Source organism: Pseudomonas sp. B21-017, assembly GCF_024749245.1.
GTDB lineage: Bacteria > Pseudomonadota > Gammaproteobacteria > Pseudomonadales > Pseudomonadaceae > Aquipseudomonas.
The window spans coordinates 131,851-158,504 of record NZ_CP087194.1; the positions used below are offsets into that span (position 1 = coordinate 131,851).

12 protein-coding genes are annotated in these 26,654 nt (G+C 61.7%); 11 read left to right on the plus strand and 1 reads right to left on the minus strand.

What is annotated here, in order from left to right; all coding sequences use genetic code 11:
• Positions 1–21: 21 nt before the first annotated feature.
• Positions 22–12,051 (minus strand): retention module-containing protein, encoded by a 12,030-nt coding sequence (locus LOY28_RS00625; RefSeq protein WP_258612920.1) that lies wholly within the window; start codon positions 12,049–12,051, stop codon positions 22–24.
• Between the two features lie 356 nt (positions 12,052–12,407).
• Between LOY28_RS00625 and LOY28_RS00630 the strand changes: the two genes are divergently transcribed.
• The 11 genes from LOY28_RS00630 (at position 12,408) to LOY28_RS00680 (ending at position 26,616) form a co-directional block, all read left to right on the plus strand.
• On the plus strand, positions 12,408–13,760 hold the full coding sequence (locus LOY28_RS00630) for a TolC family outer membrane protein (RefSeq protein WP_018929411.1): 1,353 nt from the start codon (positions 12,408–12,410) through the stop codon (positions 13,758–13,760).
• A 39-nt stretch (positions 13,761–13,799) separates the two neighbouring features.
• Positions 13,800–15,956, plus strand: coding sequence for a type I secretion system permease/ATPase (locus LOY28_RS00635; protein WP_018929410.1), 2,157 nt, complete (start codon positions 13,800–13,802; stop codon positions 15,954–15,956).
• On the plus strand, positions 15,946–17,313 hold the full coding sequence (locus tag LOY28_RS00640) for an HlyD family type I secretion periplasmic adaptor subunit (RefSeq protein WP_018929409.1): 1,368 nt from the start codon (positions 15,946–15,948) through the stop codon (positions 17,311–17,313). Before LOY28_RS00635 ends, LOY28_RS00640 begins: the two co-directional genes overlap by 11 nt.
• A gap of 291 nt (positions 17,314–17,604) precedes the next feature.
• The gene (locus LOY28_RS00645) at positions 17,605–18,516 is read left to right on the plus strand and encodes a TauD/TfdA family dioxygenase (protein ID WP_018929408.1); all 912 of its coding nucleotides are present in this window, start codon (positions 17,605–17,607) and stop codon (positions 18,514–18,516) included.
• 15 nt (positions 18,517–18,531) lie between these two features.
• Positions 18,532–19,557 carry an ABC transporter substrate-binding protein gene (locus tag LOY28_RS00650; protein WP_018929407.1) on the plus strand — a complete coding sequence of 342 codons (1,026 nt, stop codon included), beginning with the start codon at positions 18,532–18,534 and terminating at the stop codon, positions 19,555–19,557.
• A 5-nt stretch (positions 19,558–19,562) separates the two neighbouring features.
• A complete protein-coding gene (locus LOY28_RS00655; protein ID WP_018929406.1) occupies positions 19,563–20,423 on the plus strand; it encodes an ABC transporter ATP-binding protein in 861 nt (286 codons plus the stop codon).
• Between the two features lie 20 nt (positions 20,424–20,443).
• The gene (locus LOY28_RS00660) at positions 20,444–21,310 is read left to right on the plus strand and encodes an ABC transporter permease (RefSeq protein WP_086944199.1); all 867 of its coding nucleotides are present in this window, start codon (positions 20,444–20,446) and stop codon (positions 21,308–21,310) included.
• 58 nt (positions 21,311–21,368) lie between these two features.
• Positions 21,369–22,289 (plus strand): LysR family transcriptional regulator, encoded by a 921-nt coding sequence (locus tag LOY28_RS00665; RefSeq protein ID WP_019651583.1) that lies wholly within the window; start codon positions 21,369–21,371, stop codon positions 22,287–22,289.
• Between the two features lie 126 nt (positions 22,290–22,415).
• Positions 22,416–23,954 (plus strand): MFS transporter, encoded by a 1,539-nt coding sequence (locus LOY28_RS00670; protein WP_258612921.1) that lies wholly within the window; start codon positions 22,416–22,418, stop codon positions 23,952–23,954.
• 26 nt (positions 23,955–23,980) lie between these two features.
• Positions 23,981–25,051: an HlyD family secretion protein gene (locus LOY28_RS00675; RefSeq protein WP_258612922.1), complete on the plus strand. Its 1,071-nt coding sequence runs from the start codon at positions 23,981–23,983 to the stop codon at positions 25,049–25,051.
• Positions 25,048–26,616 (plus strand): efflux transporter outer membrane subunit, encoded by a 1,569-nt coding sequence (locus LOY28_RS00680; RefSeq protein ID WP_258612923.1) that lies wholly within the window; start codon positions 25,048–25,050, stop codon positions 26,614–26,616. Before LOY28_RS00675 ends, LOY28_RS00680 begins: the two co-directional genes overlap by 4 nt.
• The last annotated feature ends 38 nt before the right edge of the window (positions 26,617–26,654 follow it).

Here is a 26,654-nt window from a genome sequence, read left to right on the forward strand (position 1 = left end):
GGGCGGCCGTCAGCCTGCGTATCAGCTGTTGTTGTGATCGATCTTGATGGTCGGGTCACTACCGGCAATCAGCGAGTTGATGCTGGCGCTGGACCAATTGTTACCTTCCAGTTTGATCGTCACGTCCGGGGTGGTCGCTGCGGCATCGGCGCCGTTGAACTTGCCGGCGGAGCTGACTTGCAGGGACGACACGCCGTCCACGGTGGTGATCTTCAGGAAGTGGTCAATCGTGCTGCCGCTTTCACCCTGCAACAAATCACGCAGGTCGATGCGGTCGCCTTCGCTGGCCTTGAAGTCCTTGATCACGTCGCTGCCGGTGTCGCCAGCCTTCCAGATGAAGGTGTCGGCACCTGAGCCGCCAATCAGGATGTCGTTACCTTGGCCGCCGATCAGCGAGTCATTGCCGGTGCCGCCGAGCAGGATGTCATTGCCCTTGCCGCCGTCGAGGAGGTCGTTGCCGCCCTGGCCGAAGAGAATGTCGTTGCCCGCGCCACCCAGTAGCGTGTCGTTACCATCGTGAGCGCCAGACACGTCGAACGCGGTGTAGTGCTCGGTGATGTACTGGTGCACGTTGCTGGTGGTGACTTTGCTGACGTCGACGCCGGTTTGCTGGGCGACGAACGCCTGCATCGCCTGATAACCCTCGCCGGCAATGCCATTGAAGCTCACCAGATCGCCGAACAGGAGGTCGTTGCCGTCACCGCCGCTGACCGTGTCGGCACCCGGCATTGTCGCTTCGGTATGGCCGATGATCGAGTTGGCCAGGTCCTTGGGGTCGATGTTGGTTTGTGGCGTTTGATCCGAATCGTACGGCTTGAGGTCGGTGAGGGTGACGTCCTTGTTCAGGCCGATGGCCTCCACCGTCGACACGTTGCTCAGCAACGTGAAGCTGCTGCCGGAGTTGTCGATGGTAGTGGAATCGGTGCTGCTGCCGGTGCCATCGCGATAGGACAATTCGTACGTACCGTTACCCTCGGCATGCAGGGTGCCCAGTTCGGAACTGCTCCAGCGGCCAGAGTTTTTCAGAGTCTGCAGCGTGACGTTGCCGGCGCTGTCGATGCTCAGGTAGTGAGTGCTGTCCAGATAGTTGGAATAGGTCTGCCCCAACTTGTAGTTGGTGGTGGTGATGACATCATCGAGCTTCACGTTGCCGTACAAGGTCGGGTTGGTCTGCTCGCCGCTCTGGTAGTAGGTCGGCTTGCCATCGGTGATGAAGTACGTGAGGTTCTTCGCACCGGTGTTGGCAATGGCGTCAGCACTCTGGAACCAATTGGCCGTGGTTTTGAACACGTCCTCGTAGTTGGTGCCGCCGCCCGACGACATCGAATCCAGAACGGATTTGAGCAAGGTCAGCGCGTTCGGGTCGTTCAGGTTCACCGACACTGATTTGTTGACCTGGGTGTCGAAGTCCACCAGGAAGATATTCACGGTCCCGGAGTTGCCGCCCAGGCTTTGCTTGAGGGTGTTGAACACCGCCGTCAGCGAATCCTTGGCGGCATTGATCGACGTGCTGCTCATGCTGCCCGAGCTGTCGACCATGAACGCGATGTTGTAATTGGTGCCTGGCACCACGGTCAGCCCGCCGATGTCGGCGATCATGATGTCGTTGCCGTCGGTGCCGGTGATCGTGTCGTCGGCCGCCGTGGCGGTCACGGCGTTGTAGACCGCCGGGTATACCGTGACCGGAATCTGCGCGGTGCTCAGTGCCGAACCGCCGAGTGCTTCGGTGGATGTCGAGGTCACGGTCAGGGTGAACTGGCCGTTGTAGTACGGCGGCGGGGTGACGGTCAGGCTGCCGAGATTCCAGCCGGTAACGTTGGCTTCGCCGTTGGTGGTGGTGAAGGTGTGGCCCGCGCCATCGCTGAGCACGGAGCCCGCCGGCATGCCGCTGATCTTCACGCTCAGGCTTTCAGAGCCGTCGGTGTCGGTCAGTGCGGTCTTGATCGCGGACAGATGAACGCTGGTGCCTTCGGCGCCTTCGTTGAGTTTGTAGCCGTTGTAGTAGCCTTCGCCATTGGTGCCGTGCAGGTCGGAAACCGTCACGCCAGAGGCGGCCAGATCCGCCACGCCGGTGTACAGCGGCACGCCGGCGCTGCTCAGGTCGACCGCTGTACCGCCGTTGACCGACAGGTTGACGTCATAGCTGCCGGGGCCACTCTGGTTGTGGTGGTAGATGTCCAGGGTGTAGTAACCGCTGGTGGTCGGGGTGAACGAACCATTCAGCTTGCCGCCTGCACCCCAAGTCGTCGCGGCCACGTTCTGGCCACCGATGGTCACCAACAGGCTGTCATCGCCGGTACCGCTGAAGGTGTACGTCTTGCCGGCTTCCAGGTAGATCAGGCCGGAGGTTTTCGAGGCCGTGCCGGCGGTGACGCCGCCGTCGGACTGAACGTTGGTCACGGTGCCGGTGGAGTTCGGCGTGCCTGCGGCGTCGATGACCGATTTCAGCGTGCCGGACGGCGCGCCACTACCATCGGTGCCCAGGCCCGACAGGCCGGTCCAGACTTCCTTGATCAGTCCGGTGGACTTGACGCTGTTGTCCGCGACGCTCAGGGATGGCGCGTCAGCAACCGGTGTGATGTCGATTTTCACCGTGCCGGTGTTGCCCAACAGTTGACCGTCGGTGGGCTGGAACTTGATCTGCGCGTAGTCCGCCTGGTTATTGCCCACGCCGCTGCCGTTGTAGCCATCAACACCCGATTCGTTGGCATCCGGAGTGAAGCGCAACTTGCCGGCGTCGATGTCGGCCTTGCTGATGGTCTGGTTGGTCGTTACGTCTTTCCAGGTCGTACCGTCCAGGTACTGCAATTTGCCGTCGCCCGGCAGCTGAGTGATTTTCACCCCCAGGTTGGCGGTCGGGCTGTCGACATCGCTGACGCCGAAGGTCGACCAGCCGAGGATCAACGGTGTGTCTTCGGTGCCGGTGACGTTAACTGGCGCGGCGGTCGGTGCGTCATTCACGGCCACCACGTTGACCGTGGCGGTTGCGGTGTTGGAGTAATTGCTGCCATCGGTCACCGTCACGGTGATGATCCGCGGCACGGTGCTTGGATCCTCACTGCTGTTGGTGAAGCTGATGTTTTTGATCTGCTGCATGTAGTCGGCCAGCGTCGCGTTGCCCGACAGGGTCAGGGTGACCGTACCGTCCTGGCTGTTGGCGTTGATGCTGATGCCATTGACACTGTTGCCGAGGTTCAGCGCATCGCCCGGCTGACGGTTGGTCAGCACGATGGTGGCGCCGGTCAGCATCGTGCTGTCCGGGTCGGTGATGCTCAGGTCGGTGTCGCCGATCGAGACGCCCTGGCCGGTGGTGCCTTCGGTGAAGGTCACGTTGTAGTTGGCCCCGGTGGCGCCGCTGGAGTTGTTGGCGTCCAGGTCGAGAACCGGCGCGGCATCGTTGTCGATGATCGAGGTGCTGACGCTGCCGTTGGTGCTGCTGACCGCGAGGTTTTCGAAGTTGCCGCCGGTGGCCGAGTCGATCTTGACCACGAAGTTCTCGGTACCCTCGGTGAGCTTGTCGTCCAGCGTCGCGACGTTGAAGCTCGCGCTGCTGGCACCGGCCGGGATCTTCACGGTGTACACGCCGGTGAAGTCCGAACCGTCGGCGGCGGTACCGCTGTAGACGATTTTCAGGGTCACTTCGGTCTGCGCCGGGTGGGTCAGGCTGACGGTGTAACTGGCGGTCTGGCCTTCGGTCACCGAGGTACTGCCGCTGATGCTGACTTCGGTTTTGTCGATGGTATCGGTGACGGTGGTGACCGCCGGGGCAGTGCTCGGCACCAGGTTTTCGAAATTGCCACCGGTGGCGGTGGAGATGGTCGCCTGGACCGTGCCCGCATCTTTGTAAACGTCATCGGACGGAGCCGGGACGGTGACGGTGCCGGTGGTTTTACCCGCTTCGATGGTGATCACGGCGCCGTTCGACAAGGTCACGGTGACCGGTGTGCCGGCGGCGTTGGTCAGGGTCGCGGTGTAAGTGATCTGGCCACCTTCGGCTACCGAGTTGGATGCGCTCAGGCTGAGGTTGGTGGTGTCGACGGTGTCGGTCACGGTGGTGCTGACCGGCGTTTTGTCCGCCACCAGGTTCTCGTAGTTACCGCCGCTGACGTTGGTGATCGAGTTGGTTAGCGGAGCATGGCCGGTCAATGCGTCGTTCGGCGCGGCGGTGGTCACGGTACCGGTGGTTTTGCCGACATCGATGGTAATCGTCTGGCCGTTGGCCAGGGACACGGTGACCGGGCTACCGGTCACTGGCGCACCGACGGTTGCGGTGTAAGTGACGGTGCCGCCTTCGGCTGCCGAAGCGGTGGCATTCAGGGTCACGGTCGTGGTGTCGATCGTGTCAGTAACGGTGGTCACTGCCGGGGCAGTGCTCGGCACCAGGTTTTCGAAATTGCCACCGGTAGCAGTGGAGATGGTGGCCTGGACGGTGCCCGCATCTTTGTAAACGTCATCGGACGGAGCCGGGACGGTCACGGTGCCGGTGGTTTTACCGGCATCGATGGTGATCACGGCGCCGTTCGACAAGGTCACGGTGACCGGTGTGCCGGCGGCGTTGGTCAGGGTTGCGGTGTAAGTGATCTGACCGCCTTCGGCGACCGAGTTGGATGCGCTCAGGCTGAGATTGGTGGTGTCCGGGGTGTCGGTCACGGTGGTGCTGACCGGCGTTTTGTCCGCCACCAGGTTCTCGTAGTTGCCACCGCTGACGTTGGTGATCGAGTTGGTCAGCGGAGCGTGGCCGGTCAATGCGTCGTTCGGCGCGGCGGTGGTCACGGTACCGGTGGTTTTGCCGACATCGATGGTAATCGTCTGGCCGTTGGCCAGGGACACGGTGACCGGGCTACCGGTCACTGGCGCACCGACGGTTGCGGTGTAAGTGACGGTGCCGCCTTCGGCGACGTTCGCGGTCGCAGTCAGCGAAACGGTACTGGTGTCGATCGTGTCGGTGACGGTGGTGACCGCCGGGGCAGTGCTCGGCACCAGGTTCTCGAAATTGCCACCGGTGGCGGTGGAGATGGTCGCCTGGACCGTGCCCGCATCCTTGTAAACGTCATCGGATGGAGCCGGGACGGTCACGGTGCCGGTGGTTTTACCGGCGTCGATGGTGATCACGGCGCCGTTGCTCAGGGTCACGGTGACCGGTGTGCCGGCGGCGTTGGTCAGGGTCGCGGTGTAAGTGATCTGGCCACCTTCGGCTACCGAGTTGGATGCGCTCAGGCTGAGGTTGGTGGTGTCGACGGTGTCGGTCACGGTGGTGCTGACCGGCGTTTTGTCCGCCACCAGGTTCTCGTAGTTGCCACCGCTGACGTTGGTGATCGAGTTGGTCAGCGGAGCGTGGCCAGTCAATGCGTCGTTCGGCGCGGCGGTGGTCACGGTACCGGTGGTTTTGCCGACATCGATGGTGATCGTCTGGCCGTTGGCCAGGGACACGGTGACCGGGCTGCCGGTCACTGGCGCACCGACGGTCGCGGTGTAAGTGACGGTGCCGCCTTCGGCTGCCGAAGCGGTGGCATTCAGGGTCACGGTCGTGGTGTCGATGGTGTCGTTGACGGTGGTGACTGCCGGTGCAGTGCTCGGAACCAGGTTTTCAAAGTTGCCGCCGGTTGCGTCCTTGATGGTTGCTTCAACGGTGCCGGCGTCTTTATAGACGTCGTCCTTCGGCGCATCGACGGTTACGGAACCGGTGGTTTTGCCTGCTTCGATGGTGATGACGGCGCCGTTGCTCAGGGTCACGGTGACCGGAGTGCCGGCGGCATTGGTCAGGGTCGCCGTATAGGTGATCTGACCGCCTTCATCTACAGCGCCGGTCGCAGTGAGCGACAGGTTGGTGGTGTCCGGTGTGTCGGTCACCGAGGTGTCCGCCGACTTGCCGTCGACTTCCAGTTTCTCGTAGTTGCCGCCCTTGGCGTCGTCGATTTTCACGCTCAAAGAACCGCCGCCAGCGAGGGCATCGTTTGGCGCAACGAAGTTGACAGAACCGCTGCTGGCACCGACCGGAATGGTGATGGTCTGGCCGTTGGACAGGGTCACAACCACTGGCGAACCAGTCACTGGAGCAGTGACGGACGCGGTGTACACCACGGTGCCACCCTCGGCGACGTTCGCGGTCGCACTCAGCGAAACGGTGCTGGTGTCGATCGTGTCGGTGACGGTGGTCACTGCCGGGGCAGTGCTCGGCACCAGGTTTTCGAAACTGCCACCGGTGGCGGTGGAAATGGTGGCCTGGACCGTACCGGCATCTTTGTAAACGTCATCGGATGGAGCCGGGACGGTGACGGTGCCGGTGGTTTTACCGGCATCGATGGTGATCACGGCGCCGTTGCTCAGGGTCACGGTGACCGGAGTGCCGGCGGCATTGGTCAGGGTCGCGGTGTAGACGATGGAGCCGCCTTCGGCGACCGAGTCGGTTGCCGACAGGCTGAGGGTAGTGGTGTCCGGGGTATCAGTCACTGAGGTGTCGGCCGACTTGCCGTCGACTTCCAGTTTCTCGTAGTTACCGCCCTTGGCATCGTCGATCTTCACGCTCAGGGAGTTGCCGCCGGCCAGAGCATCGTTCGGCGCGGTGAAGTTGACGCTGGCGCTGCTCGAGCCTACCGGGATGGTAATGGTCTGCCCGTTGGACAGGGTCACAACCACTGGCGAACCAGTCACCGGGGCGGAGACGGACGCGGTGTACACCACGGTGCCGCCTTCGGCGACGTTCGCGGTCGCAGTCAGCGAAACGGTGCTGGTGTCGATGGTGTCGGTGACGGTGGTGACCGCCGGGGTGGTGCTTGGCACCAGGTTCTCGAAGTTGCCACCGGTGGCGTCTTTGATGGTCGTTTCAATGGTTCCGGCGTCTTTATAGACGTCATCCTTCGGCGCATCGACGGTTACGGAACCGGTGGTTTTGCCTGCTTCGATGGTGATGACGGCGCCATTGCTCAGCGTCACGGTCACGGGTGTGCCGGCGGCGTTGGTCAAGGTTGCGGTATAAACGATGGAACCACCTTCAGCCACCGAGTCGGTCGCGCTCAGGCTGAGGTTGGTGGTGTCCGGTGTGTCGGTCACCGAGGTGTCCGCCGACTTGCCGTCGACTTCCAGTTTCTCGTAGTTGCCGCCCTTGGCGTCGTCGATTTTCACGCTCAAAGAACCGCCGCCAGCGAGGGCATCGTTTGGCGCAACGAAGTTGACAGAACCACTGCTGGCACCGACCGGAATGGTGATGGTCTGGCCATTGGACAGGGTCACAACCACTGGCGAGCCGGTGACTGGCGCTGACACGGACGCGGTGTACACCACGGTGCCGCCTTCGGCGACGTTCGCGGTCGCAGTCAGCGAAACAGTGCTGGTGTCGATGGTATCGGTGACGGTGGTGAGCGCAGGCGTATTGCTGGTTACCAGGTTCTCGAAGTTGCCACCGGTGGCGTCCTTGATGGTTGCTTCAACGGTGCCGGCGTCTTTGTAGACGTCGTCCTTCGGCGCATCGACGGTCACGGAGCCGGTGGTTTTACCCGCTTCGATGGTGATGACGGCGCCGTTGCTCAGGGTCACGGTGACCGGAGTGCCGGCGGCATTGGTCAGGGTCGCGGTGTAAACGATGGAACCGCCTTCAGCCACCGAGTCGGTCGCGCTCAGGCTGAGGGTCGTGGTGTCGACGGTGTCGGTCACGGTGGTGCTGACCGGCGTTTTGTCCGCCACCAGGTTCTCGTAGTTGCCGCCGCTGACGTTGGTGATCGAGTTGGTCAGCGGAGCGTGGCCGGTCAACGCGTCGTTCGGCGCGGCGGTGGTCACGGTACCGGTGGTTTTGCCGACGTCGATGGTGATCGTCTGGCCGTTGGCCAGGGACACGGTGACCGGGCTACCAGTCACTGGCGCACCGACGGTCGCGGTGTAAGTGACGGTGCCGCCTTCGGCCACGTTCGCGGTCGCACTCAGCGAAACAGTGCTGGTGTCGATGGTGTCGTTGACGGTAGTGACTGCCGGGGCAGTGCTCGGCACCAGGTTCTCGAAGTTGCCACCAGTGGCGGTAGAGATGGTGGCCTGGACCGTACCGGCATCTTTGTAAACGTCATCGGATGGAGCCGGGACGGTTACGGAGCCGGTGGTTTTACCCGCTTCGATGGTGATCACGGCGCCATTGCTCAGGGTCACGGTCACTGGCGTGCCGGCGGCGTTGGTCAAGGTTGCGGTATAAACAATGGAACCACCTTCGGCCACCGAGTCGGTCGCGCTCAGGCTGAGAGTCGTGGTGTCCGGCGTGTCGGTCACCGAGGTATCCGCCGACTTGCCGTCGACTTCCAGCTTCTCGTAGTTGCCGCCCTTGGCATCGTCGATCTTCACGCTCAGGGAGTTGCCGCCGGCCAGCGCATCGTTCGGCGCGGTGAAGTTGACGCTGGCGCTGCTCGAGCCAACCGGGATGGTAATGGTCTGCCCGTTGGACAGGGTCACAACCACTGGCGAACCAGTCACCGGGGCGGAGACGGACGCGGTGTACACCACGGTGCCGCCTTCGGCGACGTTCGCGGTCGCAGTCAGCGAAACGGTGCTGGTGTCGATGGTGTCGGTGACGGTGGTGACTGCCGGGGCAGTGCTCGGAACCAGGTTTTCAAAGTTGCCGCCGGTTGCGTCCTTGATGGTTGCTTCAACGGTGCCGGCGTCTTTATAGACGTCGTCCTTTGGTGCATCGACGGTCACGCTGCCGCTAGTGGCACCGGCGGCGATGGTGATCACTGCGCCGTTCGACAGGGTCACGGTGACCGGCGTGCCGGCGGCATTGGTCAGGGTCGCGGTATAAACGATGGAACCGCCTTCGGCGACCGAGTCGGTTGCCGACAGGCTGAGGGTGGTGGTGTCCGGTGTGTCGGTCACCGAGGTATCCGCCGACTTGCCGTCGACTTCCAGCTTCTCGTAGTTGCCGCCCTTGGCGTCGTCTATCTTGACGCTCAAAGAACCGCCGCCAGCGAGGGCATCGTTGGGCGCAACGAAGTTGACAGAACCGCTGCTGGCACCGACCGGAATGGTGATGGTCTGGCCATTGGACAGGGTCACAACGACTGGCGAACCAGTCACCGGAGCAGTGACGGACGCGGTGTACACCACGGTGCCGCCTTCGGCGACGTTCGCCGTCGCACTCAGCGAAACGGTGCTGGTGTCGATGGTATCGGTGACGGTGGTGACTGCCGGGGTGGTGCTTGGCACCAGGTTCTCGAAGTTGCCACCGGTTGCGTCCTTGATGGTTGCTTCAACGGTGCCGGCGTCTTTATAGACGTCGTCCTTCGGCGCATCGACGGTCACGGAGCCGGTGGTTTTACCCGCTTCGATGGTGATCACGGCGCCGTTGCTCAGGGTCACGGTCACTGGCGTGCCGGCGGCGTTGGTCAAGGTTGCGGTGTAAACAATGGAACCACCTTCGGCCACCGAGTCGGTCGCGCTCAGGCTGAGAGTCGTGGTGTCCGGCGTGTCGGTCACCGAGGTATCCGCCGACTTGCCGTCGACTTCCAGCTTCTCGTAGTTGCCGCCCTTGGCGTCGTCGATCTTCACGCTCAAGGAGCCGCCACCCGCCAACGCATCGTTGGGTGCAACAAAATTGACAGAGCCGCTGCTGGCGCCGACCGGAATGGTAATGGTCTGGCCGTTGGACAGGGTCACAACGACTGGCGAGCCGGTGACTGGCGCTGACACGGACGCGGTGTACACCACGGTCCCACCTTCGGCGACGTTCGCGGTCGCAGTCAGCGAAACGGTGCTGGTGTCGATGGTATCGGTGACGGTGGTGGCTGCCGGGGCAGTGCTCGGCACCAGGTTTTCGAAATTGCCACCGGTGGCGGTGGAGATGGTGGCCTGGACCGTGCCGGTGTCTTTGTAAACGTCATCGGCAGGGGCGGCGACGCTCACGCTGCCAGTGGTCGCGCCTGCAGCGATGGTGATCACGGCCCCGTTGCTCAAGGTCACGGTGACTGGCGTGCCCGCCGGATTGGTCAGGGTCGCGGTGTACAGAATCTGACCACCTTCGGCCACTTCGGTGGACGCCGACAGGCTCAGGCCGGTGTCGTCTTTCGAATCGGTGATGGTGGTGAGTGCCGGCTCGGTGCTCGGGGTCAGTTGTTCGAAATTACCGCCGGTGGTGCCGGTGATCGTAGTGCTGACGGTGCTGCCGTTGTTGTAGACGTCATTGGCCGGGGTATCGACGGTCACGCTGCCGGTGGTCTTGCCCGCTTCGATGGTAATGACCGAGCCATTGCTCAAGGTCACGGTCATCGGCGTGCCAGCAGGGTTGGTCAGGGTGGCGGTGTAAGTGATCTGGCCGCCTTCGACAACGGTGCCGGTGGCGCTGAGGGTCAGGCCGGTACTGTCGATCGAGTCGGTAATGGTGGTGACGGCCGGCGTGGTGCTCGGTACGAGGTTCTCGAAGTTGCCACCGGTGGCACCGGTGATCGTGGTGCTGATGGTGCTGCCGTTGTTGTAGACGTCGTTGGCCGGGGTTTCGACGTTCACGCTGCCGGTGGTCTTGCCCGCTTCGATGGTAATGACCGAGCCATTGCTCAAGGTCACGGTCATCGGCGTGCCAGCCGGGTTGGTCAGGGTGGCGGTGTAGGTGATCTGGCCACCTTCCGTGACGCTGCCGGTGGCAGTCAGGGTCAGGCCGGTACTGTCGATCGAGTCGGTAATGGTGGTGACGGCCGGCGTGGTGCTCGGTACGAGGTTCTCGAAGTTGCCACCGGTAGCGCCGGTGATCGTGGTGCTGACGGTGCTGCCGTTGTTGTAGACGTCGTTGGCCGGGGTTTCGACGTTCACGGAGCCGGTGGTTTTTCCGGCTTCGATGGTGATGGTCGAGCCGTTGGACAGGGTCACGGTGACCGGTGTTTGCGCCGGGTTAGTCAGGGTGGCGGTGTAGGTGATCTGGCCACCTTCAGTGACGCTGCCGGTGGCAGTCAGGGTCAGGCCGGTACTGTCGATCGAGTCGGTAATGGTGGTGACGGCCGGCGTGGTGCTCGGTACGAGGTTCTCGAAATTGCCACCGGTCGCACCGGTGATTGTGGTGCTGACGGTGCTGCCGTTGTTGTAGACGTCGTTGGCCGGGGTTTCGACGTTCACGGAACCGGTGGTTTTTCCGGCTTCGATGGTGATGGTCGAACCGTTGGACAGGGTCACGGTGACCGGCGTCTGCGCTGGGTTGGTCAGGGTGGCGGTGTAGGTGATCTGACCGCCTTCGGTGACGCTTGAACCCGCTGTCAGCGTAACGGTAGTGGTGTCGACGGTGTCGGTGACCTGGGTCACGGCCGGAGCAGTCGGCGGGGTGACCACGATACCGCTGCCACCCGTGGTGCCAGTGACGGTCACGTCGATTTGGGTCGGATCGTTATAAACAGTGTCGTTCGGCGCCAGAGGAACGTTGACGGTACCGGTAGTCTGGCCGGCTGTGATCACGATCACCGCGCCGTTGGACAGGGTGATGGTCAGGTCGGTCAGCGGTGCCTGGGTCAGGGTCGCGGTGTAAACCAGTACACCACCGGCCTCGGTGATGGTCGGCGTGGCGCTCAGGCTCAGGGTCGATTCGCGCAGAGCATTGGAGCTGGTATTGGCGGTCTGGCCGCCAGTGGTGTTTTGTGTTGCCAAAGCCGCAGTGGCGAGGCCTGCGGTAGGGAAGCCAATGGTCGGGTCGACCCGGGCAGCGGTTGCCTCCAGAGCCACGAAGCTGTGGCCGCCACCGGCAGAGCCGCCCGCGCTCGCGGCGGTCGGGCCGGCAGCAGTGGCTTCAAGAGCGGTGGTCGGGTCGACACCGGCAGCGATGGCTTGCTGCAATTCGTCAACCGATGGCGCGGCTTGTGCAGTGGCTTGTGCAAGGTCGGTGCTGGAGTCCGGATTGCTGCCACTCCACTGAGTGTCGCGGCCCAGGTCCAGGGTCCGCCCGTCAGCCAGTTCAAGGGTAATGGCGCCGGCGGCACCGGTGTCCACTTGGTCGCCCACAAACAACCGGTCGCCTTCAACGAGTACGCGGCGGATGCCCTCTGGGGACACCGCGAAAACCTGACCAACAATGCTTTTGACGATGGCAACAACACTGCTCATTGAAGACTCTCCGGGTGTCACGTTCAGTTGACTTCCATGAACCGCTCGGGCGCGTTCGCCGATCGGGGCTGGACGTTCTTACAAAATTCGATACATAACTTTGACGCTCGAATCGTCAATAATTTGGCTATATTCTTTCGAAATTAACTTTATGCCAAACTATTGACCTTATGGGAGTCATCCTAAACAATCGTCCAAGTAATGTCACATTGATATTTAAGCGGCGACCTGTCCTACAGCGTGTGATCCAGTTCCGATTTTGAACTTTCCGACATACGGTCATTCCGGTTGCCATCATGCGATGCAGCGCCATGTTCTGCAGTGATTCAAGACAAGAAGTCCCGGGAATTCCATCTATGCGTTTGCACCTGTTCAAGGTTCTACCCTTCGCCTTTGCCGCCAGCGTTGTTCAGGCGCAAACCCTTCCGCAGGCCATGCAACAGGCACTGGATGTCCATCCGGAAATCCAGGCAGGGGTCAATAGTCGGCTGGCCGCGGATTATCAATTAAAGGCTGCAAAAGGTGGATACCTGCCACGGGTCGATCTGCTGGGCGGTTATGGTCGCGAAGGCACCGACAGTGTCTCCACCCGTGCCGCTGGCGGCAGCAACCACTGGGAAACGCTGAACCGGAGCGAGTCAAGTTTACGTCTGTCACAGATGGTTTTTGACGGTTTTGCGACGTCCAGCGAAGTGGGGCGTCAACAAGCCACCGTTAATTCCCGTGCTTATTCCTTGATGGGCACCTCGGAACGCACCGCGTTGACCGTCGCTCAGGTTTATCTCGATGTGCTGACCCGCCGCGAATTCGTGCGCCTGGCCGAAGACAACCTGAAAAACCACGAACGGATTTTTGACCAGATCAAATTGCGCACCCAGCGCGGCGTGGGCAGCGGCGCCGATCTCGATCAGGCCGAAGCACGCATGGCCCAGGCCCGCAACAACCTGATCACCGAGCAGACCAACCTGGCAGACGCCCAGACCAACTTCCTCAGTGCCGTCGGCCAAATGCCCGATCAACTGGAGCGGCCTGCCGATTTTATGGCGCTGTTGCCAGCCAACCTGAATGAAGCCCGGGCGCAGATGCTGGAAAACAGCCCGATCCTGCGTTCCGCCGAATCGGATATCGCTGCTGCCGAGAAACAGTACGAAGCCGCCAAGTCGAGCTTCTACCCGCGCTTCGATGCCGAACTGGGTCGCACCGCCGACAACGACCTCGATGGTCAGAACGGTCACAACAACGAATGGCAGGCCATGCTGCGCATGCGCTTCAATTTGTTTGCCGGTGGCAGCAACAAGGCCGATCTGGAATCCAAGTCCTACCTGTCGAACCAGGCGCTGGATATTCGCAACAACGCCCTGCGCGTGTTGAATGAAGAACTGGGCCTGGCCTGGAATGCCCTGAACAACGCCAACGCCCAGGTGCCGATCGCCCAGCAATATGTCGATCGCAGCGCCAGCGTGCGCGGCGCGTATCAGAAGCAATTCAGCCTCGGCGAACGGACGCTGCTTGACTTGCTCGACAGTGAAAACGAGCTGTTCACCGCTTCCCGTCGGCTGGTCGAGATCAAAAACATTCAGTTATTTACTCAGTACCGAATCAAGGCGACCATGGGCGAATTGCTCAAAAGTCAGGGCGTGGTCGCACCGTTGGCATCCGTTGTGCAGAATGACGTGAAGCCCAAGGTCCAGCTGCCTGGGATGAATTGAGTCCTGCCCCATTTCAACCGTTAGCCAAGAGTGTCGAGCGTGGAATCAGAAGTCAGTCGAGTTCAACTCATTCATGATCCACGCGCGCTGCATGACGATCCGTTATTGGACGGCCTGCTAGCCCTCTGCACTTTGCACCAGAAGCCGGCCAGCGCGGCGATGCTGACCACCGGCTTACCGTTGCCCAAACAGCGCCTGAGCGTCGAACTGCTGCCTCGTGCGGCCGCTCGCGCCGGGCTGCAAGGGCGGGTGCTGCAACGCAAGCTGGAGCAGATTCCGGCGATCGCCATGCCGGCGCTGTTGCTGCTCAAGGACGGACGCAGTGCGGTGCTGCTCGGCTGGCACGGTGAAGACCAGGCCCGCTTGCTGCTCAGTGAAAGCGATGGTGGCGAAGTCTGCGTCAGTCGTGAACTGCTCGCCGACGACTACAGCGGCAAAGTGTTCTTCGCCCAACCCCAGCACAAATTCGACGTTAACCACGGCACGCTGATCCCGCGCGCGCGTTCGTGGTTTCGCGACACCCTCAAGCGTTCGCGCTGGCTGTACGTCGACGCCATCGCTGCTAGTCTGCTGATCAATATCATCGCCATGGCCGCGCCGCTGTTCGTGATGAATGTCTACGACCGCGTGGTGCCGAACCAGGCCGAATCGACCCTTTGGGTGCTGGCCATCGGCATCACCGGCGCTTATGTGTTCGACCTGATTCTCAAGAGCCTGCGCAGTCTGTGCCTGGACCTGGCCGGCAAGAAAACCGACCTGATCATTTCAGCGACGCTGTTTGAGCGCATCGTCGGCATGGCCATGAAGTACCGCCCGGCGCGGGTCGGCAGCTTCGCCCAGAACATCCATGAATTTCAGAGCTTGCGCGACTTCCTTGCGTCGCTGACCCTCACCAGCCTGATCGACCTGCCGTTTACGCTGTTGATCTTCCTGGTCATCGCGATCCTCGGCGGGCATCTGGTGTGGATTCCGGTGCTGGCGTTCCCGATTGCGCTGCTGATCGGTTATGCCTTGCAGAAGCCGCTGGTGGCGACCATGGAGCGAACCATGGCCCTGGGCGCCGAGCGCCAGTCGAGCCTGATCGAAACCCTCGCCGGTCTTGATGCGGTCAAGGTCAACAACGCTGAAAGCGAACGCCAGTATCAGTGGGAGCAGACCATCGGCACCCTCAGCCGCCTTGAGCTGCGGGTGAAAATGCTGTCCGGTCTGGCGATGAACATCACCTTGCTGATTCAGCAATTGGCCGGGGTGATCATGATCGTCTTCGGCGTGTACCAGATCATTGCCGGCAACCTGAGCATGGGCGGTTTGATCGCCTGTTACATGCTCAGCGGTCGCGCCCTCAGCCCGCTGGCCTCGCTGTCCGGTCTGCTGACCCGCTACCAGCAAGCCCGCGTGACCATGACCTCGGTCGATCAGATGATGGAGTTGCCTCAGGAGCGCAATTTCGACGAGCGCCCGCTGAGCCGCAAGGTCCTGCAAGGCGCCATTGAATGCCGTCAGCTGACCTTCACCTATCCGAATCAACAGAACCCCGCGCTGAAGGGCATCAACCTGATCATCAAGCCGGGCGAGAAGATCGGCATCATCGGTCGCAGCGGCTCGGGCAAAAGCTCCCTGGCCAAACTGCTGGTGGGCCTCTATCAGCCGGACGACGGCGCGTTGCTGGTGGATGGTGTGGATATCCGCCAGATCGACGTTAGCGAACTGCGCCACAATATTGGCTACGTGCCCCAGGACATCCAATTGCTCGCCGGTACGTTGCGCGACAACCTGGTGTCGGGCGCGCGCTATGTCGAAGACGAATTGGTGCTGCAAGCCGCGGAACTGGCTGGTGTCCACGAGTTCGCCCGCCTGCACCCGCAAGGTTATGAGCTGCAAGTCGGTGAGCGTGGGCAGAACCTGTCCGGCGGTCAGCGCCAGAACGTGGCCCTGGCCCGAGCGTTGCTGCTCAACCCGCCGATCCTGTTGCTGGACGAACCCACCAGCGCCATGGACAACACTGGCGAAGAGCGCCTGAAACAACGCCTCGCTGCCGTGGTGGAAAACAAGACCGTGGTGCTGGTGACGCACCGGGCCTCGCTGTTGTCGCTGGTGGATCGCCTGCTGGTGATCGACCGCGGGCAGATTCTCGCCGATGGCCCGAAAGCCGCCGTGATGGAAGCGTTGAAAAAGGGGCAGATCAGTGTTGCTTAAGTCCGGGGTCAAAGAATCCATCCGCCGCTACTTCAAAGGCTCCGCGTCGCTGCAAGGCCAGCCCCTTCCCGAGGTCAACAAAGCGCTGATCGAGGACGCCCCGCGCGTGGTGCGGTTGACGATCTGGGCGATCATCGGCTTCTTCGTGTTCCTGATGCTGTGGGCCAATTTTGCGGTGATCGATGAAGTCACCAAGGGCGACGGCAAGGCGATTCCGTCGTCGAAGATCCAGAAAATCCAGAACCTTGAGGGTGGCATCGTTTCCGAGCTGTTCGTCAAGGAAGGGCAAATCGTCGAGGCTGGCGCGCCGCTGATACGTCTGGACGACACACGGTTTGCCTCCAATGTTGGCGAAACCGAGGCCGATCGGCTGTCGATGCTGTTGCGCGTGGAGCGCTTGAGCGCCGAGGTCGATGACCGTCCGTTGAATTTCCCCGCCGATGTGCTCAAAGCCGTGCCCGGCCAAGCTGCCAGCGAAGAATCGTTGTACGTCAGCCGTCGTCAGCAACTGCACGATGAGATCGGTGGCTTGCAGGAGCAGTTGATCCAGAAGCAACAGGAGCTGCGCGAGTTCACCTCCAAACAGGCCCAGTACCGCAGCGGTCTGGCCTTGCAGCGTCAGGAAATCGCCATGTCCGAGCCGTTGGTGGCTCAGGGCGCGGTATCCCCGGTTGAGGTATTGCGACTCAAGCGTGCCGAGGTCGAAACCCGCGGCCAATTGGACGCCACCACCCTGGCGATCCCTCGCGCCGAATCGGCGATAAAGGAAGTTCAGCGCAAGATCGACGAGACTCGCGGCAAATTCCGCAGTGAAGCCTTGACTCAACTCAACGAAGCGCGCACCGATCTGAACAAGGCCCAGGCTACCGGCAAAGCGCTGGAAGACCGGGTCAGCCGAACGCTGGTGACATCGCCGGTACGGGGCATCGTCAACAAGTTGCTGGTGAACACCATCGGTGGCGTGATCCAGCCGGGCAGCGACCTGGTGGAAATCGTGCCGCTGGACGACACCTTGCTGGTGGAAGCCAAGATTCGCCCGCAAGACATCGCCTTCCTGCATCCGGGGCAAGACGCCACGGTGAAGTTCACGGCTTACGACTACACCATTTATGGCGGGCTGAAAGCCAAGCTGGAGCAGATCGGTGCCGACACCATCACCGACGAAGACAAGAAGACCACGTACTACATCATCAAACTGCGCACCGAGCGCAGCCACCTCGGGACGGATGAAAAGCCGTTGCTGATCATTCCTGGAATGGTGGCGTCGGTGGATATCATTACTGGCAAGAAGACCATACTGAGTTATTTGCTCAAGCCGATTATCCGGGCTCGCGCCGAGGCGTTGCACGAGCGGTAGTTTTCGGGTGAGGCTGATGGCCTCTTCGCGGGCAAGCCTCGCTCCTACAGGACGCGGGGCTTCTGTAGGAGCGAGGCTTGCCCGCGAAAGCGCCCTCAAAGACACCACACTTCAAAAGCCATATCGTTATTCGCTAACGGTATTTAAATTTAAATTCTTATACCTATAAAGTCACTTCCCTGCGTACCTGCCGACCAATCGGCGCGCCGCACGACACGAACCAACACGGGACCTCCGTGAGTTTCTGATCGACGCGCGCCCTTGAGCGCGCCGTGCGTGGGAGTGATTTTTATGCCAGCTGTCTCTTTTTCCCCAAAGCCTGAGCCAACAAGCGCCGCCACCCTCGCGTCGCAAGCCTTCGAAATCCGCCCGTTCAGCGGTGCCGTCGGTGCCGAAATCATCGGCCTGGATTTGTCCCGCCCAATCAATGACCAGGACTTCTCCCGAATCCACCGTGCGCACCTGGATCATCATGTGGTGGTGTTCCGCGACCAGCGCATAACCCCCGAACAGCAGATCGCCTTCAGCCGCCGTTTCGGCGTGTTGCAGATCCACGTGCTCAAGCAATTCCTGCTGGCCGGGCATCCGGAAATCCTCATCGTTTCCAACATCATCGAAAACGGCCAATCCATCGGCCTCGGTGATGCCGGCAAGTTCTGGCACTCCGATCTCTCTTATAAAGAACTGCCGAGCCTGGGCTCGATGCTGCATGCCCAGGAGCTGCCCTCCGAAGGCGGCGACACGCTGTTCGCCGACATGCACAAAGCCTGGGACAGCTTGCCCGAGGCGCTGCGTAAAGCCGTCGAAGGTCGTTCGGCCGCGCATTCCTACACGGCGCGCTACAGCGAGAGCAAATTCGAGGGCAACTGGCGTCCGACCCTGACGCCGGAGCAACTGGCTCAGGTCGCTGAAGTTGTTCATCCGATCGTCCGCACCCACCCGGAAAACGGTCGCAAGGCGTTGTTCGTCAGCGAGGGCTTCACCACCCGCATCGTCGGTTTGCCGGAAGACGAGAGCAAACAATTGCTCGACGAGCTCTACGCCCACAGCGTGTTGCCGCAAAACATTTACCGCCATCAATGGCAGGCCCACGACCTGGTGTTCTGGGACAACCGCTCGCTGATTCACCTCGCCGCCGGATGCCCCAGCCATCTGCGCCGCAAGTTGTATCGCACCACCATCCAGGGCGACGCGCCTTTCTGATTTCGGAGAACCCTCATGTCCAAACGTCTTCCATTTGCACCGTTGGCCGCCGCTATCGGCCTGGGTTTCAGCCTGCTCGCCGGCAGCCTGTTGGCGCCGACCGTGGCCCACGCCGAGGGTGAAATTCGTATCGCCGAACAATTCGGCATCGTTTATCTGCTGCTCAACGTGGTGCGCGATCAGAACCTGATCGAGAAATACGGCAAGCAGGAAGGCATCGACATCAAGGTCGACTGGACCCAGCTCTCCGGCGGCTCGGCGGTCAACGATGCGTTGCTCTCCGGCTCCATCGACATTGCCGGCGCTGGCGTCGGGCCGCTGCTGACCATCTGGGACCGCACTCACGGCAAACAGAACGTCAAGGCCGTGGCTTCCCTGGGCAACTTCCCTTACTACCTGGTGAGTAATAATCCGAAGGTCAAAACCATCGCTGACTTCACCGAAAAGGACCGCATTGCGGTGCCGGCGGTCGGGGTGTCGGTGCAGTCGCGCTTCCTGCAATACGCAGCGGCCAAGCAATGGGGCGACAAAGAGTTCAATCGCCTCGACAAGTACACCATCGCCGTTCCGCACCCGGATGCCACTGCGGCACTGATCGCTGGCGGCACCGAGTTGACCGGGCACTTCTCCAACCCGCCCTTCCAGGATCAGGCGCTGGAAAACCCCAGCGTGCACGTGGTGCTGAACACCTATGACCTGCTCGGCCCGAACTCGCCGACCGTGTTGTTCGCCACCGAGAAATTCCGCAACGAGAACCCGAAAACCTATAAAGCCTTCATCGCGGCGCTGACCGAAGCGGCCGAGTTTGCGCAGAACGATAAAGGCGCGGCGGCCGACACATACATCCGTGTCACCAAGGCAAAAATCGACCGTGCGGCATTGCTGAAAATCATCGACAACCCGCAGTTCGAATTTACCGTCACGCCGAAAAACACTTACCCACTGGCCGAGTTCCTCTACCGCGTCGGCGCGATCAAAAACAAACCGGATTCGTGGAAGGATTACTTCTTCCAGGATGCCAAACCGCTGCAAGGGAGCTGATCGACATGAACGCCCCCTTGCAAGGCCACACGGCCAGCAATCCGATCGCGGCCGCGCAAGCGCTGCTGTCGGTCGACCAGGTCAGCCTGGAATACCGCACGCCTGCGCGTGTGGTTCGAGCGACCCATCAGGTCAGTTTCGAGATCGATCCGGCGGACCGCTTTGTGTTGCTCGGTCCGTCCGGCTGCGGAAAATCGACGTTGCTCAAGGCGGTCGCCGGGTTCATCCCGCCCTGTGAGGGCGAGATTCGCCTGCAAGGCCAGCGGGTCGATGCGCCGGGGCCGGACCGGATCGTGGTGTTCCAGGAGTTCGATCAGCTGCCGCCGTGGAAAACCGTCAAACAGAACGTGATGTTTCCGCTGCTCGCGTCCAAAACCCTCAAGCGTAAAGAGGCTGAAGAGCGGGCGCTGCACTATCTGGACAAGGTTGGTTTGGCGGCGTTTGCCGATGCCTATCCGCATACCCTGTCTGGCGGCATGAAAGCTCGGGTGGCGATTGCCCGGGCGTTGGCGATGCAACCAAAAATCCTGTTGATGGACGAACCCTTCGCCGCCCTCGACGCGCTGACCCGGCGCAAGATGCAGGAAGAGTTGCTGCTGCTCTGGGAAGAGGTGCGTTTCACGCTGCTGTTCGTCACTCACTCCATCGAAGAGGCGTTGGTGGTGGGTAATCGGATTCTGCTGCTGTCGCCTCATCCGGGGCGGGTACGAGCCGAAGTCCACAGCCATCAATACGATTTGCACAGCCTCGGCGGCGTGGCGTTCCAGGAATCGGCACGGCGGATTCATCGGCTGTTGTTCGATGAAGGCCAGTCACCGGAAACCGCGCGTGAGCTGGATTTCGCCGATATTCGCATCGCTTATTGAGCCATTGAGAGGAGTGCCCGATGAGCCCGCTATCATCCGCGCGTAAAGAGTACGAAACCATTTTGCAGCCGCTGACGAGCGTCCCGCTGGAGCGTGAGTTAGCCCTCGGTCAGCGTCTCTGGCAACAGGGCTGGTTGCGTAAAAGCCTGATCCTGATTGTGCTCGCGCTGCTCTGGGAAGCCGTTGCCCGTTACCAGAATAACGACCTGCTGCTGCCAGGTTTTCTGCAAACTGCCAGCGCGCTGTACGACGGCCTGCTCAGCGGTGAACTGTTGGGCAAGGTGTGGATTTCGCTGGTGGTGTTGTTGAAGGGCTACCTGATCGGGATTGTGCTGGCGTTTGCCCTGACCACATTGGCGGTGTCGACACAATTGGGTCGCGATCTGCTGAGCACGCTGACCTCGATGTTCAACCCGTTGCCGGCCATCGCCCTGTTACCGCTGGCGCTGCTGTGGTTCGGGCTGGGGCAGAACAGCCTGATTTTTGTACTGGTGCATTCGGTGCTCTGGGCGTTGGCGTTGAACACCTACGCCGGGTTTCTTGGCGTTTCGGAAACCCTGCGCATGGCCGGGCGCAATTACGGCCTCAAGGGCATGCGTTTCGTATTGTTCATCCTGATCCCGGCCGCGTTGCCGTCGATCCTCGCCGGGTTGAAAATCGGCTGGGCTTTCGCCTGGCGCACATTGATCGCCGCCGAATTGGTATTCGGCGCTACCAGCGGCAAGGGTGGGTTGGGGTGGTACATCTTCCAGAACCGTAATGAGCTGTACACCGACAAGGTGTTTGCCGGGTTGGCGGTGGTAATCCTGATCGGTTTGCTGGTGGAGAATCTGGTGTTTGATACGTTGGAGCGGGTGACGGTGAAGCGTTGGGGGATGCAGCGGTGATCCTTTGATCTGCTAGCATTGCGTCTGAATCAATCCAGATTAGCCATGAGTGCTCAGCATGCAACTCCCGGACATGAACCTGTTGGTCGCCCTCGACGCCTTGCTCGACGAGGGCAGTGTGGTGGGCGCTGCGCGACGGATGAACCTCAGCCCGGCGGCGATGAGCCGGACGCTGACGCGGATTCGCGAGGCCATCGGCGATCCGATTCTGGTACGCGCCGGCCGTGGCCTGGTGCCGACGCCCAAGGCGCTGGAGCTGCGCGAGCAAGTGCGGGACCTGGTGGAACAGGCCGCTTTGCTGTTCCGTTCTGCCGATGACGTGGACCTGGGCAGCTTGCGCCGGCGGTTCAGCATTCGCGCCAATGATTTCTTTGTGGGCGTCTATGGCGGCAAGCTGTTCGACACGATGGAACGCCAGGCTCCGCATTGCGAACTGCGCTTTGTCCCCGAGGGCGACGGGGACGATGAAGCCTTGCGCGAAGGACGCATCGATCTGAGCGTCAGCAACAATCGACCGCTGATGCCGGAAGTGAAGGTGCAAAACCTGTTCTCCACCCACTTTGTCGGGTTGGTGCGCGAAGATCATCCGCTGTTCGACGACGAGATCACCGCCGAGCGTTACGCCGGCTTTTCCCATATCAGCATGTCCCGTCGCGGGATCGCCCGTGGGCCGATCGACACGGCGCTCAACGCCTTGGGGCTGGAGCGGCGGGTGGCGGTGATTGCGCCGAGTTTTCATGCGGCGATGTTCGCCTTGCCGGATTCCGACCTGATTCTGCCGGTGCCCAAAGAAGCATTGCTGAGTGTGCGGCGCCTGGGCTTGAAGCTGCGCTCGTTTACCCTGCCGATTCCGCTACCTACCCTCATGCTGACCCAAGCCTGGCACCCGCGCTTCGACAAAGACCCGGCGCACCGCTGGATGCGCGAGACACTCAAGGCTTGTTGCGACGAGACCTGGCTGGCGGCACAGCCGGTTTGAAGATCAAGGGATCGCAGCTTTTAACCATTGCGTGTGGTGCACTTATAAGCTGCCAATAAGTCAATTTTCGTAAGCCCCCGCGCTTCCTAAAATGCTTCGGTATCCCCCTTCCGGAGCGTGCAGTACATGACTTCCCTCACGGTCACGGCGTCTCTCGCTGCGACTACTCCAGCGACCGCCGTCGCACCACCGGTCTTCGGCCCGCGAATCATCATCGGCCTGGTGGGCGTGTTGCTGGCGGTGCTGGTGTCGGGCTTGAACGAGATGGTGACCAAGGTCGCCCTCGCCGACATTCGCGGTGCGTTGGCCATCGGTTACGACGAAGGCACCTGGCTGGTCGCCAGTTACACCGCGACCTCGGTGGCCGCCATGGCGTTTGCTCCTTGGTGTTCGGTGACATTCTCGTTGCGGCGCTTCACCTTGTGCGCCATCAGCGTTTTCACCCTGTTGGGCGTGCTGTGCCCGTTTGCCCCGAATTATGAAAGCTTGCTGGTCATGCGCACCCTGCAAGGCCTGGCCGGTGGTGCGTTGCCGCCGATGCTGATGACCGTTGCGCTGCGGTTCCTGCCGGCCAATGTGAAGCTCTATGGTTTGGCCGGTTATGCCCTGACGGCAACCTTCGGCCCTGGTCTCGGCACGCCGCTGGCCGGGTTGTGGACCGAGTACGTCGGCTGGCAATGGACCTTCTGGCAAATCGTCGTGCCGTGCCTGATTGCCATGGCGGCGGTGGCTTACGGTCTACCCCAGGATCCGCTGCGCCTGGAACGCTGCAAGTCATTCAACTGGCGTGGCTTGCTACTGGGGTTTCCGGCGATTTGCATGTTGGTGATCGGCATCCTGCAAGGCAATCGGCTGGACTGGTTCGAGTCGAGCCTGATCTGCGCACTGCTCGGCGGCGGGCTGCTACTGCTGGTGCTGTTCCTGATTAACGAGTGGTCGCAACCGATTCCGTTCTTCAAGTTGCAGATGCTCGGCATCCGCAACCTGTCGTTCGCGTTGTTGACTCTGGCCGGCGTGCTGGTGGTGTTGCTCGCGGTGGTGATCATTCCCTCCAGTTACCTGGCTCAGGTCCAGGGCTATCGCCCGCTGCAGACGGCGCCAATCATGCTGTTGGCGGCGTTGCCACAGTTGATCGCGCTGCCGTTGGTGGCGGCGCTGTGCAACCTGCGTTGGGTCGATTGCCGCTGGGTGCTGGGGATCGGCCTGAGCATGCTGGCGCTGTCTTGCATCGGCGGCTCGCAGCTGACGTCGGCGTGGATTCGTGACGATTTCTACGTCCTGCAATGGCTGCAGATTTTCGGTCAACCCATGGCCGTGCTGCCGCTATTGATGCTCTCCACCGGCAGCATCACCCCGATGGAAGGACCGTTCGCCTCGGCCTGGTTCAACACGGTCAAAGGCCTGGCGGCAGTGATCGCCACCGGTGTGATCGATGCGCTGACCACCGCAAGGCTGCATTTCCACTCGAGCATGCTGGTGGACAACCTCGGTAACTCGCCTCTGGTTGATAGCGCCAGCGCGAACCTCGCTCACCGCCTGCATCAGCAGGCTGTGGTGCTGACTTCTTCCGATCTTTATCTGTGCATGGCCGGCGTCGCGGTGGCGCTGATCCTGCTGATTTTCTGGCTGCCGACGCGGATCTATCCACCGCGCGCGCCAACTTGAACGCTTCACTGAAACAGAAGGTTTTTATGACGATTCAATCCAGGCAAAAAATGGCTGTTGGCATTGCCGCGGCGATGGCGGTCGGCGTGTTGATTTACCTGCTGGCGCCGGGCGTGTTCGGCAAACGCACGCAGCAGAACACCAACGATGCCTTCGTCTCGGCGGACTTCACCCTGGTGGCACCGCGCGTGGCGGGATTCATCAAGGAAGTGCTGGTGGAGGACAACCAACAGGTCAAGGCCGGGCAACTGCTGGCGTTGATCGACGACCGCGACCTGCGCGCTGCCGCTGAGGCTGCCGACGCGCAAACTCTGGTGGCCAGGGCACAGCTGCAGAACGCCCGGGCGACCCTGGAGCGCCAGGCGTCGGTGATCGCGCAGGCCCAGGCTACGGTAGTCTCGGAGAAGGCGGAAATGGCTTTCGCCGAGCATGAACTGAACCGCTACAACCACCTCGCCGGGGTGGGCGCCGGCACGGTGCAGAATGCCCAGCAGGCGCGCACGCGCATCGATCAGGCCACCGCTCGGTTGGCCAATGCCACAGCGGTGCTGGCGGCGGAACGCAAACAAGTGGAGATCCTGACCGCCCAGCGCGATGCGGCAGAAGGTGGGCTGAAACGCGCACAAGCGGCGCTGGAAATGGCCAGTTATGAACTGTCCTATACGCGCATCGTTGCCCCCCAGGACGGCATGGTCGGCGAGCGCGCGGTGCGGGTCGGCGCCTATGTCACGCCGGGCAGCAAGATTCTGGCCGTGGTGCCGTTGGAGCGGGCGTATGTGGTTGCCAATTTTCAGGAAACCCAACTGATCGACGTACAGCCGGGGCAGAACGTGCAGGTGCATGTCGACAGCCTTGGTGGCGAAGCCCTGCAGGGACGCGTCGAGAGCATCGCACCGGCCACCGGCGTGACCTTCGCGTCAGTCAAACCGGACAACGCCACCGGCAACTTCACCAAGGTTGTGCAACGGATTCCGGTGAAAATCATCCTCGATCCAGGCCAGCCATTGGCTGAGCGATTGCGGGTGGGGATGTCGGTGGAGGCGAGTATTGATACTGCCAGCGCTACGGCCGATGAGCATGAGGTCGCACAACGATGAACTTCGCTAATCGCACATCCCTGTGGCGAGGGAGCTTGCTCCCGCTGGGCCGCGAAGCGGACCCAAAATTTGCGAGTGCTGCGCACTCGAACGGGAGCAAGCTCCCTCGCCACAAGGTCAGCATTCATTCAGTAGTTTTTGTGTTGAGTCTGTTTTCATTGAACGCCTGCACCGTCGGCCCGGACTTCCAGCGCCCTCAGGCACAGCAAGTCGCCCAATGGTCGAAACCGGCCAAAGCCGCCGCCAGTCAGGCCGTTCCCAACGAGATGGACGAACGCTGGTGGGAAGTGTTCCACGATCCGAAACTCTCGGCCCTGAACCAACGCGCCCTGACCGACAACCTCGACCTGAAACTCGCCAGCAGCCGTTTGCAACAAAGCCGCGCCGCGCGCCAGGTAATCACCGCCGAGCGCTATCCCAACACTGCCGCCACTAGTAGCTACGGGCGCAAACGCAACAGTGGTGAAGGCCTGAACGATCCGTCGGGCAATAACGGCGACTCGGCGTACAACCTGTGGGATGCTGGCTTTTCCGCCTCCTGGGAACTGGATTTCTGGGGGCGTGTGCGCCGCGAAACCGAAGCCGCCGATGCCACCCTGGAGGTGGCGGAAAACGATCGCCGTGGGGTGCTGCTGTCGGTGCTCGCCGAAACGGCTCAGGACTACATTCAACTGCGCGGTGTGCAAAGCACCCGGACCGTCACCGAGCAGAATCTCGACGTCGCCCGGCATAGTTTGAAACTCTCGCAACTGCGCCTGGCCGACGGTGTGGCGACGGATCTGGACGTCGCCGAAGCCGCCGCGCAAGTCGCGGCCATCGAATCACGTTTACCGGCGCTGGAGCAGCGTCAGTCGCAACTGATCAACGCGCTGAGCCTGTTGATGGGCGAACCGCCGCAAGCGTTGTCCGCCGAGTTATCCACAGACGCCCCGGTGCCGCAAACCCCGCGACAGGTCGCCATCGGCTTGCCGTCGCAATTGGCCGAGCGCCGCCCGGATATCCGCCAGGCTGAAGCCCGACTGCATGCCGCGACCGCCAGCATCGGCGTGGCCAAGGGTGACTTCTATCCGCGAATCACCCTGTCGGGCAACATCGGTTCGCAAGCCCTGCAACTGAGCGATTTCGGTTCCTGGGGCTCGCGCTCGTTCAGCATCGGTCCGCAATTGAGCTTGCCGCTGTTCGACGGCGGTCGGCTGCGGGGCGTGTTGCATCTGCGCGAAGCCCAACAACAGGAAGCCGCGCTGGCCTACCAGCAAACCGTGCTGCGGGCCTGGCATGAAATCGACAATCAACTCACCGCCTACAACGCCAGCCAATTGCGCCGTGACAGCCTCGCCGAAGCCGTGCGCCAGAACCAGATCGCCCTGCGCACCGCACAACAGCAGTACGTCGAAGGGGTGGTGGATTTCGTCAACGTCCTGACCGTGCAAGGCGAATTACTGGCGACCCAGCAGCAGTGGGTCGAAAGCTCGACCGGGGTGTCGTTGGCGATGGTGGGGTTGTACAAGGCGTTGGGTGGGGGATGGGAGTCGGTGTATCCGGTGGCGGAGATGGCGCAGCGTTGATAGGGAGGATTTGTATGGAAATTAATACCTATCCGCCA